The following is a 15,967-nucleotide window of genomic DNA, read 5'->3' as shown; positions in this document are numbered from 1 at the left end:
TTGCTTGCACCGTGATATTGCTTTAAGCCAAGGTTTAAGTTGTCTTTTGGTATAGTCGGTAAGCGACCTGCCCAGCCACTTTTTCTTTGAGCAAGCACCAACTAGACGGCAAGTTAGACAACTGTAATTCTGATTCAACTTCTAGATACACTAAGCCATTGGGTTTTAGCCACCCCTTATCTACTTCGTTGATAGCCTTTTCTGCTAAGCCTTGCCTAAATGGTGGATCGATAAAAATGATGTCTTTCGCCTGAGGTGGTTGTCGCAGGTAAGTTAACGCATCTCCTTGTATTACTTGAACATTCTCTGCATTTAGGAGCTTAGCGTTGCGCGTTAGTTGTTGGGCAGCTGACTTATCCAATTCGCACATCACCACACTATTTGCGCCGCGAGATAAGGCTTCAAAACCCAGAGAGCCGGCACCGGCAAAGCAATCGAGGCAGTCACTTTCTCGGCAATAGGGCATTAGCCAGTTAAACACGGTTTCTTTTACCCGATCGGTCGTTGGTCGCAAGCCTTGTGCGTCAAGCACGGGTAACTTTCTGCCGCGATGCATGCCAGCAATTATTCGAATAGAGCCTGAAGTTGATTTTTTACTTGAACGTTGTTTTGCCATATCGATCGTTGCTGTTTTGTCTAATGGATTAAGGTGGTAATATATCGGCAATTTTATCGCTGTTTGTCATGAAAAACTATTAACAAACGATCCAAATTACGCAACGTATTGAAATAAAGCATTATGAGCAAAAAGAAAGGTTTATTTTCCTGGTTAGGATTAGGCAGTAAGGACCAAGAAGAAACGGTTAAACAACAGGAAGATGAGCAAGTCGTTGAAAGCCAAGAGGCTTCTGAACAGGTTGTAGCGCCCAGTGAAACCGAAGCAGTTGAAACTCCCCCTGAAGTTGAAGAAACTGTTGCAGAGCCAGAGCCAGAGCCAGAGCCAGAGCCAGAGCCAGAGCCAGAGCCAGAGCCAGAGCCAGAGCCAGAGCCAGAGCCAGAGCCAGAGCCAGAGCCAGAGCCAGAGCCAGAGCCAGAGCCAGAGCCAGAGCCAGAGCCAGAGCCAGAGCCAAAACTAGGCTTTTTCGCCCGTTTAAAGTCAGGTTTATCAAAAACTCGCCAAAGTATCGGTGGTGGAATTTTTGATTTATTTCGCGGCAAAAAAATTGACGACGAATTATTTGAAGAGCTCGAAGAACATTTACTATTAGCAGACGTCGGCGTTGATACCACAACGCGAATCATCGATTCGTTAACTGAATCAGCCAACCGCAAGCAACTTAAAGACGCAGAAGCACTCTACGATTTGTTAAAGCAAGAGCTGAAAAACACCATAGCGCCTGTTGATCAGCCACTAAATATCGATAACGCCGATGGCCCGTTCGTTATTTTAATGGTCGGTGTTAACGGTGTTGGTAAAACCACGACTATTGGTAAGTTGGCAAAACAATACCAAGCCCAAGGCAAATCAGTGATGTTAGCCGCTGGTGATACCTTCCGAGCCGCCGCAGTGGAACAATTACAAGTATGGGGCGAGCGCAACGATATTCCAGTTATCGCTCAACATACCGGCGCAGATAGTGCTTCGGTAATCTTTGACGCATTAAGTGCGGCTAAAGCCAGAAATGTCGATGTTCTCATTGCCGATACCGCGGGTCGTTTACAAAACAAAGGTCACTTAATGGAAGAACTGAAGAAAGTTGTTCGAGTGATGAAAAAAATCGATGAAAACGCGCCACATGAAGTCATGCTGACATTAGATGCCGGCACCGGGCAAAATGCCCTAAGCCAAGCGCAACTCTTTAAAGAGGCGGTTGATTTATCAGGCATTACACTATCAAAGTTAGATGGTACTGCTAAAGGTGGTGTGATTTTTGCGATTGCCGATAAATACCAAATTCCAATTCGTTACCTAGGCGTTGGTGAAGGTATTGATGACTTGCGCCCATTCGTTGCCGATGATTTTATCGATGCGTTATTTGAGCGTGAAGAATAGTGTTTCATTCACATAATGGAATAAGCTATTGTCAGCACTAAGCTAAAGGCACTAAGATAATAAAAATTATAAAAATGTAGCCAAATGATAGAATTTAATAACGTTAGTAAAACATATCCCGGTGGTTTTCTCGCGCTAAAGCAAGTCAGCTTTAAGGTAGACTCTGGCGAAATGGCTTTTCTCACTGGTCACTCTGGTGCGGGTAAAAGTACGTTATTAAAACTCATCTCGCTAATGGAAAAACCGAGTAGCGGCAGTATCAATATCAATGGTACTGAACTTGCCAATATCAAATATCAGGACATCCCCTATGTTCGCCGCGGTATTGGCATGATTTTCCAAAACCACAACTTACTGATGGATCGCACGGTTTTTGACAACGTCGCCCTACCGCTAGTCATTGAGGGCTTTAGTGCAAAAGAAATTAAAAAGCGCGTTGAAACAGCGTTGGAAAAAGTTCACTTATTAGAGAAAATTCGCTGTTATCCTTATATGCTTTCTGGGGGTGAGCAACAACGTGTTGGTATCGCACGTGCCATCGTCAACAAGCCACCTATTATCCTTGCCGATGAACCAACGGGTAACCTAGATCCCAAGTTATCACTTGAAATTATTAAACTGTTTGAAGACTTTAATGCCGTCGGTGTATCGGTGCTGATTGCGACCCATGATCTGGGATTGATTGCCAGAATGAAATATCGCACCCTGACCCTAAAACAAGGCAACATGATCAACGATGGTGTAGTTGAAGGGTTAAACTTGGGAGGTGAGCATGGCTAAATCAACGAGTGCAATCGCCCATCGACCTACTTTTTGGCAAAAGTTAACATCATTACCAATAAGACACTTACAACAGGCAATTGGCAGCCTGGGTGACTTATGGCGAACGCCGTTTACCACGATAATGACAGTGGTGGTATTGGGGATAAGTTTAACCTTACCTGCGACCTTACACGTGTTCGTTAAAAACGCTCAAGCCGTATCGCATCAATGGCACAGTGCTTCACAAATCACGCTTTATTTAAAGCTTTCAACGTCTGAAAAAGCGGCACAAGCATTGGTTCAAAGGGTATCACTTTACCCTGAAGTGGATGATGTTATTTACATTTCACCAAAGCAGGCGCTAGCTGAGTTTAGCCAGTCTTCTGGTTTTGGCGGTGCATTAGGTTATCTCGATAACAACCCGTTGCCAGCAACATTGTTAGTCACACCAACTCAGCGCCACAGTCAATCAACAGCAGCAAAAGAGTTACTAGCTAAATTAAAAAATGAACGAGAAGTTGATGTCGGTCAACTGGATCTAGAGTGGTTAACCCGCTTAGAGGCAATTGCTAATTTAATTGAAGATATTGTTATGTCAGTCGCCTTGCTGCTGTGTACGTCTGTTGTGTTAATTATTGGCAATACCATTCGCTTGCAAATTCTCAATCAACGCCAAACTATCGCGGTGATGAAATTGGTTGGCGCGACAGATAGTTTCATTCAACGACCTTTTTTATACGCAGGTATGTGGTATGGCATTTTTGGTGGCTTGCTCGCCACCGTACTCATTTGGTTGCTTGTCGGTTACTTATCGAGTGCCATTACTAAACTTACCGAGGTCTATCAGCAACGCTTTGACTTTCAAGCGTTAGCAGGCGGTGAAGTGCTAACACTATTGTTATTCGCCGTTACCTTAGGGTTACTAGGTAGCTATATTTCAGTTAGAAAGCACATCAAGGCTATTGAGCCGTCTGCTGAGTAAGCATCATTTCATCGGCCCATTCTAGTGCTTTAGCATGGGCTTGATAGTATTGCTCTTTGGCAATTTTCAATTTGTCAGCAAGCTTTTCTGCTTGTTGCCACAAACCTTTCTCGGATTTTCGCGCTAATAACAAATAACCAAACAAGTTGTTTTTCTTACCTTTCAGTGCGGCTTTGATTTCTGGGTGAATTGGCAATATTTCCAAGACTGAGTCGAGCTCGGAATTTAAGATACCATCAATCATTGATAGCATACCGGTCAAAAATGCTTTCGGTGGGTTTTCTTCGTCTTGGCGTAGGTTTGAAATTTGTTCGCAGAACTTTGCTCTTGTCAGCGACATTCGCAAGGTTTCACTTGGCTGATCTTCGTTCAAATCTGACAGTGCGAGCAATGCGATAAATTTTTTCAACTCGGCTTCACCAATGTAAATTAACGCGTGTTTAAGCGAAGTGATTTCTTGATTGCGACCATAAGTAGGGCTATTAATAAAACGCAGTAATTTATAGGTTAAACCTGTATCACTGCTAAAGATCTCACTGATCTTGTCAAAGTCGAGTTGTACTTGATTTGCTTGCTCAATCAGTGAAAGTATCTTTTGCTTAGCCGTGGAGATTTTCTTTTGTTTGATCATTTCTGGCCGGGCGAAGAAATACCCTTGGAAGTGGGTAAATCCGAGTAATTTTAGTTGCGCAAACTGCTCCGCTGTTTCTACTTTTTCAGCGAGTAAAACAAGGTTGTGTTCCTGTAAACGGCGAACATATCGACTGATCGATAACATATTGGTGTTGAGCACATCGACTTTAATAATATCAACTAACGGGAAAAATACGTCCCATTTAGGATCAAAATCATGGTCGTCGAGTGCGAATTTATAGCCTTTTGCTCGCAGATCTCGGCAGGCGGTTAGCAGTTCTTCACTGATAGGAACATCTTCAAGTATTTCGATCACCACTTTTTCTGGATCGAGAAAGCTAGGAAAATTTTTAATTAAGGTATCGGCGTGAAAATTAATAAACGCGGGTAAGTCACCGGTCACCTTTTCAACTCCCATGTGCAAATGGTTGTTGGTTAATAAGTTTGACGTTGCTTGATCGGGACAAATATTAGGAAATTGGTTACTTTCACCGTCTCGAAATAATAACTCATAAGCAACAAGTTCTTGGTTGCTGTCTAAGATCGGTTGTCGTGCTACATATGAATACAAAAGCTACCTCAATATTGCGGCTTTTCCTCAAGCTAGCATACAATGAAAGTTGATAAAAAATCTAACAAAATGATCGATAATTGTTACAAGTGTGCTGTTTCATTTGATTATACTTGAAATTATTTTTAATGCCCCAAGGTCTATTCAAATGAGTAGCATATAGGCATAGCAAAAGACGTAATCGCGTGTTATTATCGCGAGACCATGTTAATCGAGGATCAAAATGAGTAATACGATGCAATCAATGGCGTTAACGGTTCCACAAAGTGGGAGCATTGAAGCTTACGTACAATCTGCATACAGCATTCCTATGCTTAGCGCTGAGCGCGAGCATGAATTGGCGACTCGTTTACATCACGAAAATGACTTACAAGCCGCGCAAGAGTTGATCATGTCACACTTGCGTTTTGTTATTCACATTGCCAAAGGCTATGCGGGATATGGGTTACCACAAGCAGATTTAATCCAAGAGGGTAACGTAGGCCTAATGAAGGCGGTAAAGCGTTTCAATCCTGAGGTCGGTGTGCGCCTAGTGTCATTCGCTGTCCACTGGATCAAAGCTGAAATTCACGAGTTCGTATTAAAGAACTGGCGAATCGTTAAAGTTGCCACCACAAAGGCACAACGTAAACTATTCTTTAACCTGCGCAAAAACAAAAAGCGTTTGGGTTGGTTTAGCCAAGACGAAATTGATAACGTTGCTGAAACTTTAGGTGTTTCAACTAAAGACGTGCTTGAAATGGAGTCCCGTATGAGCAATCAAGATCAAGCATTTGAACTAAGCTCTGACGATGATGATTCGGCAAGTGCAACTGGCAACTTTTCACCAGCACAGTACTTAGAAGATAAACGTTCAGATTTAGCCGTTATGGTTGAAGAGCAAGACTATGAAGCGCACGCAAATAAGCGGTTAGCGAATGCTTTAGTCGCTTTAGATGATCGCAGTCAGGATATCGTTAAAACGCGTTGGTTAGATGACGATAAAGCGACACTGCAAGAGCTTGCTGAAAAATATAGTATTTCTGCTGAGCGTGTTCGTCAGTTAGAAAAAAATGCTTTGACTAAACTCAAAACCGCTCTTGTCTAATTGAGTCTGTGCTAATAAGCAAAGTGAGCTAATAAATAATGAAAAGCCCGGCAGTACCGGGCTTTTTTATGTCTGTTGTAAATGAGCTAAGATAAAGACTGGTTAGCTTGTTATTGCTCTTGCTGGCAGTATTAATTCTTCTGTTTTGACCTTGTTGCCTTTTAATCGCTCAACCACTAGGTAGTTTACTGGCACTAATATCAAGGTGATAAAAGTCGCAAATAAAATACCAAAGCCAAGTGAAATAGCCATTGGGATCAAAAACTGCGCTTGCGTCGATTTTTCAAAGAGCAGTGGCATCAAGCCTATAAAAGTGGTCAAGCTAGTTAGCATCACTGGCCTAAAGCGTGAAGCACCGGCGGTAAGCACGGCGTTGGCAATGTTGTAACCCTGCTGTTTCTTCTTATTGATAAAATCAACTAGTACCAACGAGTCATTAACCACAACACCTATCAATGCGAGCATGCCGAGTAAGCTAAATAAGGTTAAATCCATGCCCATGATCCAATGGCCGATGAATGCGCCAATTAAACCAAATGGGATCACACTCATCACAATAAGCGGTTGGATATAGGATTTAAAAGGAATAGCCAGTAGTGCGTAAATGACAAAAAAGACAAACAGTAACCCCCAACCGAGTGAACCAAATGACTCGCGTTGCTCTTTAGCCTCGCCCTCTAACGAGTGATTAATGCCAGGATATTGAGCGACTAAATTATCTAAAAACACTTTCAAGTCGGCGTTTAGTGCCGTCATATTAGCGGTTTGCTTATCGATATCTGCGGTAACATTTACCGTGCGATAACGATCGATACGGCGAATAGTTGATGGGCTTTTACCGGGGATCAGCTCAGCGATATGAGATAGCGGTACTTTGGCTCCTGACGGTGTATCGATTAAGATGTGTTTGAGATCTGCTAAAGAACGACGCTCCTCAATCGGCAGCAACACCATTACGCGAACATCGTCACGACCACGCTGAATACGCTGTGCCTGAGCACCAAAATAGGCATTGCGAACTTGGCTAGCAACTTCTTGCCTAGATAAGCCGAGCGCTTTACCTTGTTGCGTTAGTTCAATTTGTAGCTCTTCTTTACCGTCAGATAAGCTGTCTGCAATATCGAACACCGTCGGGTAAGTGGCCAGATGGAGCTTCACTTTATTGGCAACCTCTTGCAAGGTTTCAAGTGAATTTCCGGTTAGCTGAACATCGATGGGATCTGATGAACGACCGATTTCTGCTCGATAGGTCATCGACTCTGCCCCAGGTATTTGACCAACTAATTGCCGCCATTCGGCAACCATTTGGCGAGATGTGACATTAATCGTGCGTTTTTCAGGCGGCACTAATTCAAAGCGCACGCCACCGACGTGAGAAGTGCCACCGCGGCCACCCGTTGTTGCTAGCACATTCATGATCACACTTTGGTTAGTCTCTTTATCAACGTATTTTTGCTGTAATTTTTCAGCTTGGGCAGCAATATTAATAATGTGCTGATTGGTCACTTCAAATGGCGTGCCGTTGGGCATGGTTAAGTTGAGCCTTACTGTTTCACTCGGTATTCTAGGGAAAAAGACAAACTTACTCCAACCGGACATCAATAAAGCGATGATAATTAAAAAAGTGCCAACAAATAGCGATATCGTTGTCATTTTATTGCGTAGCGCAACAGATAATAGCGGCTGATAAAATTTTAAAATTGCCCGTTCAAAGCCATCGGCAAAACGTTGCTGGAAGCGCTCTAAGCGATTGGGTTTACTTTGGCCGCGCAGCTTGATTTTCTTCAAGTGCGCCGGCAAAACAAATTTCGATTCAATCAAGGAAAATATTAACACTGGGATAACAACGATGGCGATTTGTGAAAATAGCGCGCCGCGGCGACCTTCGATAAACAACATCGGTAGAAAAGCGGTTACCGTTGTTAAAATACCAAAAGTCACGGGTGTCGCGACTTCTTGAGTACCTTTAATCGCAGCTTCTTCACCTGACTCAGCGTTACGTAAATGGGTGTAGATGTTTTCGCCGGTGACGATAGCGTCATCGACGACAATGCCGAGTACTAAAATAAAGCCGAATAAGCTCATTATATTGAGTGTTACGCCAAATACTGGCATAAAAATAAAGGCCCCCATAAATGACACAGGGATACCAATAAAGACCCAAAAGGCGATTGATGGGCGCAAAAATAAAGTTAACAGTAGCAAGACTAAAAAACCGCCTTGCAAAGCACTAGAGGTTAAGGTGGCGATACGGTTTTTGACGATTTCTGAGTCATCATCCCAATAGCTTAAGGCAAACCCCTCTGGCAGGGTATCTTGGCGACGGTCGATATAAGCTTTGACTTGATCGGCGACTTCAATCGCACTTTGCTGACCTATGCGGTAAACATCAATAAATGCCGCTTGTTGCCCATTGAAACGCGTTCTAATGGGGGTTTCTTCAAAACCATCATTAATCGTAGCAACATCGCGCAAGCGAATAATGGTACCGTCAGCACGTGTCTTGATGGGAATATCGGCAAATTCATCTTTGTAATACGCTTGCCCTTTTGAGCGCAATAAAATATCACCACCAGAGGAGCGTAAGTTACCTGCTGATACGTCAGTACTAAAGGCATTTACTTGCCTTGAGACTTCATTGATAGTTAAGCCATATTGACGGAGCTGATCTTGCGATAGCGTTAAGCTAATTTCGTAATTTCTCACACCGCTTAAGTCGAGCTGAGTGACACCAGGAAGGCGCAATAATTCATCGCGCACAACTTCGGCAAATTCAAGTGTCTCTTTTTCACTATATGGGCTAGTCACCGTAACGGCGATAACTTCGCGCTTTCTTTGTGCTAGGGCAATAATCGGTTTTTCGGCGTCAACGGGAAAGGTGTTGATGGCATCGACTCGACTTTTTACATCGGCAAGCATTTCACGTGGATCATAACCACTTTCTACTTCTATATTGACAGACGAGCTATTCTCCGAAGAGCTACTGACAATGCGCTCGATGCCTTCGAGATCTTGAACTGCTTCTTCAATGCGAATCGTCACGCCTTTTTCAACATCCTCAGGCGTTGCTCCACGCAAAGAGATGCGAACGGAAATAACTTCAGATTCAACAGAAGGAAAGACTTCTAATGGTATTTTAGTTGATAATGAGCCGAGCCCGATCACCAAAATAAACGCCATCAACAGGTTGGCGGCTACTGAGTTTTTAGCGAACCATGCAATCATAGGTTTGCCTCCTCAATCTTTGCCTGATTGGCAGTTTTAGCTTGGCCGTCGCCGATCGTGGTTTCAGATCTTTTGTTTGAGAGCTTGACCGGCTGCTCGCGTTTACTTTTTTCGATAGGTTGGTCGCCTAAAATCGCGACCTTGGTGCCCGAACTTACTTGACCTAAGGAAGTCATGACGAGCTGATCACCAGCACTTAACCCATTGGCAATAATCGCTTCTTCACTGTTTTGCCATAAAATATCAACGGCTTTACGGTAAACTCGGCCATCACTAACGGTATAAACATAGCTACCTTGATAAATCGTATTATTTGGTACAACGAGGGCGTCATTTAGTACGTTGCCAGCGATATTGGCCGTTAAGTATTGGCCAATTTTTATCGGTACGGGTTGATTTTTGTTAACTTCAAACGGTTGATTGATTTGAGCGACGACATAAAGCTGTTGTGAGCTGTCGTCTATTGCGGCTTCAGAACGAATAACCTGACCTTGCCAGCGTTGCTTACCGACTAGCGTTGAACTAAAGGCAACATCAATGATATTTGAGGCTTTAAACGATTCGGGCAAGGTCATTAACGCGAGATCATTGTTGTTGATAGGTAGTCTGATCTCGACGTAATCCGTCGCGTAAATACTGGCTAGTTGAGTATTACTCGATACCACTTGGCCTACGTCTACTTGTTTGTCGAGTACGCGGCCATCAAATGGCGCGATCACTTGGCTGCGTTCAAGCGCGAGCTCTTTAATTTCTAACTGTGCTTGTGCTGACATTAAGCTCGCTTTTGCTGCTTCTAATTGAGGCTTACGCAAGACTAAATCGGTGGGTGTTTCACCATTGGCAAGCCGATTCCAGTCAGTTAATGCTTGCTTACTACGCGCTTTTTCTTCCGCTAAGGCTTGTTGGGCAGAAAATACAGCTGCACGGGCAATTTTGACATCGGCGCGATAATCTCTATCGTCGAGCTTTACCAAGACTTCGCCCTTTTTAAATGTGCCACCTTCTCTGAAGTTCGGGCTGATAGACAAAATTTGTCCTGATACTTGTGTGACTAAAGAGCTTTTTGTGCGAGGTTTTACGGTGCCAAAACTCTCAATAATCACTTGATAACGTTGTGGTGCTAGCGTTTTAGTTTCAACAACCAATTGCGTTGTTGGTACGCCGCGCCCTCTTTTCGCGCTTGGCGGATTACTGGTGATGAAAAATATCACCAACACGGTTGTGGCAACTATCGCGATAGGAAGTAAATATTTTTTATTCATCATTGGTCAGACGCTCTTGTAACAGTAAACCTTGGCTATAGTCACCGCCTAGGGCTACATATAGGTTTACGCGATTAGTAATTAATTGATTTTTTAATGAAATAACATTGCTTTGTGCATTAAAAGCGCGTTCTTGGGCATCGAGAACCGTGGTGTAACTCACTAGGCCATTTTGATATTGCTCAAACGCTAGCGTTTGAGCAATGACGGCATTTTCTTGTGCTGCCAAGGTTCGCTGATATTGCTCTTGCAAGCTGCTTTCTAAATTGATACCACGTTCAACATCCAAGAACGCTTGATAAACACTATCGATATACGCTTGCTCTTGTTGTTGTAACTTCAAACGTTGCTGTTGTTCGATTGACTTGAGTTCACCAGCATTAAATAACGGCATAGTTAACCCGCCTAATAACGACCATGCAACAGAAGAGCCAGATAATAAGTCATCTAATTGATTGGCTTGGCTACCATAACTACCGCTGATTCGAATACTTGGAAAACGTTGCTTATGGGCAAATGCGAGGGCAGCATCTTGGGCGAGCAATTGGTACCAATTGGCTTGTAGTACCGGTTTTTGTTTGATCAGCTCTGAGGGCACACCGAGTAATATATTATCGAGCACTGCCGGCAACTCTCCTGATGCAGCAAGCAAACCACTAGGGTAATCACCGACTAAGTATTCAAGGGTAGCACTGGCTTGTTGTAATTGAGCTTCCTGAGCTGCTAATGAAGATAGTTCAGCATTTAGGTCATTGCGGGCAAGATACACATCAAGCGCTTCATTTAGACCTTGTTTGTAGCCCGAGAGAATAATGTCTAAGTTTTCTTTTGATAGGGCGACGCGCTGTTCAACTAAAGCTTTGAGTCGTTGAGCGCTGATCAGCGCGAAATAACTATTAATGACATCGGTGATTAACTGATTTCGCGCCGCTTGATAATTGGCTTTGGTAGATAGGTAGAGCAAGTGGCTTTGTTTCGCTGAATCTGAAAGTTTACCCCAAATATCAATTTCATAGCTGACATCGATAGCGACATTATTGGTGTTGCTGTAGCGTCTTGGTTCACCAGACGATTGTCGAGAGCTGGTAAGGGAAAAGTCGATTTCTGGCCAAAGCGCCGCATCGTTAATATTAACTTGTTCGGCTTGAATCGCTAAATCGAGTGCTTGTTGCTTTAACTGACGATTACTACTGAGTGCTTGTTCTACTAAGGCTGCTAATTGTGGACTACTTGCGGTGGCTAACCATTGGGTGTTGAGCTCGCGATCTTGTTTGGCCTGCTGCCATTGGTTAGGTGCGTGCTCAAGTATCGCTTGCTCGTCGAGTGGCGATTGAGTGGCGCAACCAATTAGTAACACGCTTGTGATAAAGGCGGGAGCGAGCTGCCGACTTAGCTTCATCTTGTTATTACCTTGCATTGATATTTATTCTTTGATGACATCAGTTTATGGATTTTTGCTAAAGAGAAAATACTATTTACACAACTTTACGTTAACGCCAGTTATATCGATTAGTTTGACGTTCAAAAATAGCGCAGTTGTTGCGCTAATCATGAATTATCAGTGTTTATACCTAACTATTGCTTAACGTTAACCTTTTTTTTATCATGAGGTTATAAAAAAGGTGGTCATGTCTGTGTTTTTTGTTAGACTGACTGCTTAAAAATAATACTAATAAAATGGAAAGCCTTAATGGAATGCAAGGCGAGCGATAGTTTTATTGCTGCTCGACAGCTGCCAAAATTTAAGTCGTTACTCAAGAAGTACCGACACCTCAAAAACATGCAGTCTAACCTGTTAACTCTGTCGGAGTTGGCGGCTACTGTGACTGACATGAACGCTTTTTATACCGCACTTGCTTCTGTGGTAGAGCCGATTTTCCGTACTAAAAACTTTCACATCGCTATAGTTAATCAGCATCAACAACTTGAATTAGCTTACATGCAAAATAATGTTGATGCCGAGCTTATCGTCAATACTTCAGTTGAAGATTGGCAAACAGGCTTGAGCGCACAAGTCTATAAAGAGGCTCGCACTCAACACTTTTATCCAGCTAAATTGCAAAGCCATCATTGTCATTGTTTAGAGTGGCTCGGCGCTCCTTTGAAGCGCGGCAATAAAGTGATTGGCGTGATTGCTATCCAAAGCTATCAAGCCGACCTAGCTTTTGACAAAGCCGATGCTGATTTATTGACCTTTATTAGTGAGCACATTGTAACGGCAATTGATCGGGTGCGTTCTCGTCAGTCGCTTGAACATAGTATTGCCGAGCGCACACGCAAACTAACCCAGGCTAATGCGCAATTACAAAAAGAAATTGTCGAACGAAAAAAAGCTGAAAATGTGCATAAGGTTTTGCTCGCGATTTCAGAAATTACCGCCTCAAGCGATGATATTCAGCAGTTCTACCAAGCGCTGCATACGCAAGTGAAAAAACTTCTGCCGGCGAAAAACTTTTTTATCAGCCTGCTGTCGAATGACGGATACAAGTTAGAATACCCGTACATTGTCAATGAACAAATTATTGAGATTAACTCAAGTCGGCGCAAGTCGGGTTTAACTGAGCGGACAATTGTTTTGTCAGCACCTTTATTGCTTGCTGAACAACAGTTGGTGAGTTTATCTTCTAGCGGTACCATTGAAGCGCAAGACTTATCTTTTACTCAGTTTAATAACAGTTTACCGAAAGCTTGGCTCTCTGCCCCTTTAATGTACCAAGGTGAAGTGATCGGTGTGCTAGCGCTGCAAGATTTTTATCAAGAAAATGCTTATCAGCGAGACGATTTAGAAATTATTCGCTTTATCGCCGATCACATCGCTAGCGCGATCAGCCAGAAAAATCACCAGTTGCAAGAGCAAAAGAATAAAGATGATTTAGAGCGTTTGGTTAATGAACGCACTAAAGAATTGCAAATTAGTAACCTCAATTTGCGTATGCAAGTAGAGGAGCGCCGGAAAGCTGAGGCCAAGCTTTATCACGAAGCACATCACGATTCACTGACAACACTGCCGAATCGAGCGATGTTTTCCGATCGTTTGAGCTTTGCACTTCGCCATATTAAGCGCCATCCGCAAAATCGCTTTGCTGTGCTGTTTATCGATTTAGATCGCTTTAAAATGATCAACGATACCTTAGGTCATCACGCCGGTGATGAATTTTTAGTTGAAATAGCAAACCGCCTAAAATTTTGTGTACGCGATAACGATTTACTGGCGCGATTGGGCGGTGATGAATTCGTCGTTTTACTCGATTCTATGCAGAGCCAAGAAGACGTTGAAGATGTCTGTTCGCGTATTATCGACAGAATCGCTGAACCTTTTGTATACGACGGCAATGAACTTTACTCTAATGCAAGTATTGGTATTGCCTTGTGTAGCCATCAATACAACGATGCCAATGAAATTTTACGCGATGCTGATGCCGCCATGTATCAAGCCAAAAGCTTAGGTCGCGGTCGCTTTGTCTTTTTCGATGAAAGTATGCGTGAAAAGTTACTTGAAAATATGTCGTTAGAGCAGGAACTTCGCGCGGCTATTAAGCGACAAGAGTTCGAATTACATTATCAACAAATCTCCAACCTAGATAGTACTAATGCCATTGGCTTTGAAGCATTGCTGCGCTGGAAGCACCCGACCAAAGGTTTGCTCACGCCGAGTCAGTTTTTGTTTATGGCTGAAGAAACCGGCATTATTCTCGATATTGAAACATGGGTTATTGAAGAGGTTTGCCAACAGTTAGCTCAGTGGCAAGATCACAGCCAATACAATAACGCATTTATTGGGGTGAATTTATCTGGTCGACAGCTCACTCAAGCAAATCAACTCAATAAGTTAATTGCCTTAATTAAGCAAAATACCGTTGAGCCTGAGCGACTGATTTTAGAGTTTAATGAGTCGGCGTTTACCCAGCATACTGAATTAGCTCACAAAGGGTTGCGAAAATTAAAAGACTTTGGCGTGAAATTGGCGCTTGATGATTATGGCGCCGGGGTTTCGTCTTTCAGTTTTTTACACAGTTATCCGTTTGAGTTTATTAAGCTAGATCGCAGCTTTATTCGCACGCTCAATAATAGCGACAAGAACCTTACTTTGGTCAAAGCGCTGAACGAGCTGGGTGAGCAATTTGGCTACCGCATTGTCGCTGAAGGTATTGAATCTGAAACTATGCTGAAGAAACTACAAGGCGTTGGTTGTGAATTTGGTCAGGGCTACCACATTAGCCGACCAACTAAGATTGAGTCGTCAATTGCTGAGTTGATCGATAGTCATAAGCTCAAGGCTTAAGCTAGTTATGCTACTGTAGGTTACATGCCTTAAGTATTGCTTATTGCTCAAATTGGCGGCACAACAAGCGAAGGAGTGTTTCATGAATATCAATAGAGAGCAGTTGGAAGGCGCAGTTAAAGAAAATATTATTTCATCACAGCAAGCTAACCAGCTCATAGCATTTTTCAAACAACAACCTGAAATTACGCCTAAATTTGATTTTACCCATGTGCTTTATTACCTCGGTGGGATGCTCGCGATTGGCGCAATGACGCTGTTCATGAACTTAGGTTGGGAATCATTTGGCGGCCTCGGCATTTTCTTCATTTCATTATTCTATGCCGCTGTTGGACTGAAACTTACCAATCATTTCAAAGCTAAAGGTTTAGCTATTCCTGCTGGCATTTGTGGTACTTTTGTTATTGCCTTAACACCATTAGCCGTTTATGGCTTGCAACAAGCCCTAGGGGTATGGCCAGATGAAAGTGTCTACCGCCAGTACCACCGAACGATTAAATGGCATTGGCTCTATATGGAGTTAAGTACGCTCGCTGTGGGTGTGATCATCGCGCGAAAATACAAATACCCATTTTTGATTATGCCGATTGCCGTAACACTTTGGTACTTGAGCATGGATCTATCGGTGATGATCTATGGCGACGAAAATAGTTGGCAGTTAAGAAAAGTAGTCTCTATGTATACTGGGTTACTCATGATAGCTGTAGCTTTTTATGTTGAGGTACGCTCAACCAGTAAAGCTGATTATTCGTTTTGGCTTTACCTTTTTGGTGTGATTGCCTTTTGGGGTGGCTTGTCTTCTCAATCTTCAGATAGTGAATTGGCAAAGTTTATCTATTTCACCATAAACTTGGGCATGATCTTTATCGGTGTATTAATTATCAGACGGGTATTTGTTGTTTTTGGCGCAATAGGATGCTGCGGTTATATTAGCCATCTTGCATCAAATGTCTTTAAAGAGAGTTGGTTATTCCCGATTTCCTTAACCTTGCTTGGTTTGTTCGTTATATATTTAGGCGTTTTGTGGCAAAAAAATGAACTCGCAATAACTGAAAAAGCAAGAAGTGTGTTGCCCGATACATTACGTAAATTATTAGCAGCTAAGCATAGATTGTAGCTGCTTATGCCTGACCTTAAATTTTCACTGGGTAGTAACAGGCACAAGAGAGT

At 42.9% G+C, this 15,967-nt stretch carries 11 protein-coding genes; 6 read left to right on the top strand and 5 right to left on the bottom strand.

Annotated elements, in window-relative coordinates; translation table 11 throughout:
• Window positions 1–34 precede the first annotated feature (34 nt).
• Entirely contained in the window at window positions 35–616 is a 582-nt protein-coding gene (gene rsmD, locus LP316_RS03220) for a 16S rRNA (guanine(966)-N(2))-methyltransferase RsmD (protein ID WP_193022655.1), read from the bottom strand.
• A gap of 123 nt (window positions 617–739) precedes the next feature.
• Between rsmD and ftsY the strand changes: the two genes are divergently transcribed.
• From ftsY to ftsX, 3 genes are all read left to right on the top strand, one after another.
• The gene (gene ftsY, locus LP316_RS03215; RefSeq protein ID WP_193022654.1) at window positions 740–1,993 is read left to right on the top strand and encodes a signal recognition particle-docking protein FtsY; all 1,254 of its coding nucleotides are present in this window, start codon (window positions 740–742) and stop codon (window positions 1,991–1,993) included.
• A gap of 84 nt (window positions 1,994–2,077) precedes the next feature.
• Window positions 2,078–2,773, top strand: coding sequence for a cell division ATP-binding protein FtsE (ftsE, locus tag LP316_RS03210; protein ID WP_193022653.1), 696 nt, complete (start codon window positions 2,078–2,080; stop codon window positions 2,771–2,773).
• A complete protein-coding gene (gene ftsX / locus LP316_RS03205; RefSeq protein ID WP_193022652.1) occupies window positions 2,766–3,737 on the top strand; it encodes a permease-like cell division protein FtsX in 972 nt (323 codons plus the stop codon). Before ftsE ends, ftsX begins: the two co-directional genes overlap by 8 nt.
• Here ftsX and LP316_RS03200 read toward each other — a convergent pair.
• Window positions 3,715–4,941 (bottom strand): EAL and HDOD domain-containing protein, encoded by a 1,227-nt coding sequence (locus LP316_RS03200; protein ID WP_193022651.1) that lies wholly within the window; start codon window positions 4,939–4,941, stop codon window positions 3,715–3,717. The two genes, ftsX and LP316_RS03200, sit on opposite strands and share 23 nt — an antisense overlap.
• 223 nt (window positions 4,942–5,164) lie before the next feature.
• Here LP316_RS03200 and rpoH point away from each other — a divergent pair, with 223 nt between their 5' ends.
• Window positions 5,165–6,028, top strand: a complete 864-nt coding sequence (gene rpoH / locus LP316_RS03195; protein WP_193022650.1) for an RNA polymerase sigma factor RpoH — start codon at window positions 5,165–5,167, stop codon at window positions 6,026–6,028.
• A 102-nt stretch (window positions 6,029–6,130) separates the two neighbouring features.
• Here rpoH and LP316_RS03190 read toward each other — a convergent pair whose 3' ends face one another.
• From LP316_RS03190 to LP316_RS03180, 3 genes are read right to left on the bottom strand one after another with little or no spacing between them, the layout of a single operon-like run.
• Complete coding sequence (locus tag LP316_RS03190; protein ID WP_193022649.1) at window positions 6,131–9,253, bottom strand: efflux RND transporter permease subunit; 3,123 nt, start codon at window positions 9,251–9,253, stop codon at window positions 6,131–6,133.
• On the bottom strand, window positions 9,250–10,518 hold the full coding sequence (locus LP316_RS03185; RefSeq protein WP_193022648.1) for an efflux RND transporter periplasmic adaptor subunit: 1,269 nt from the start codon (window positions 10,516–10,518) through the stop codon (window positions 9,250–9,252). The genes LP316_RS03190 and LP316_RS03185 overlap by 4 nt, the downstream gene beginning before the upstream one ends.
• Window positions 10,508–11,914: an efflux transporter outer membrane subunit gene (locus LP316_RS03180; protein ID WP_193022647.1), complete on the bottom strand. Its 1,407-nt coding sequence runs from the start codon at window positions 11,912–11,914 to the stop codon at window positions 10,508–10,510. Before LP316_RS03180 ends, LP316_RS03185 begins: the two co-directional genes overlap by 11 nt.
• 291 nt (window positions 11,915–12,205) lie before the next feature.
• Between LP316_RS03180 and LP316_RS03175 the strand changes: the two genes are divergently transcribed.
• Both LP316_RS03175 and LP316_RS03170 read left to right on the top strand, forming a co-directional pair.
• Window positions 12,206–14,797, top strand: coding sequence for an EAL domain-containing protein (locus LP316_RS03175; RefSeq protein WP_193022646.1), 2,592 nt, complete (start codon window positions 12,206–12,208; stop codon window positions 14,795–14,797).
• Between the two features lie 82 nt (window positions 14,798–14,879).
• A complete protein-coding gene (locus LP316_RS03170) occupies window positions 14,880–15,914 on the top strand; it encodes a DUF2157 domain-containing protein (RefSeq protein ID WP_193022645.1) in 1,035 nt (344 codons plus the stop codon).
• Window positions 15,915–15,967 lie beyond the last annotated feature (53 nt).

This window comes from Thalassotalea sp. LPB0316 (assembly GCF_014898095.1).
Lineage (GTDB): Bacteria > Pseudomonadota > Gammaproteobacteria > Enterobacterales > Alteromonadaceae > Thalassotalea_G.
The sequence above is the reverse complement of the archived record's forward strand: the minus strand, read 5'-3'. Positions and strand labels throughout refer to the sequence as shown.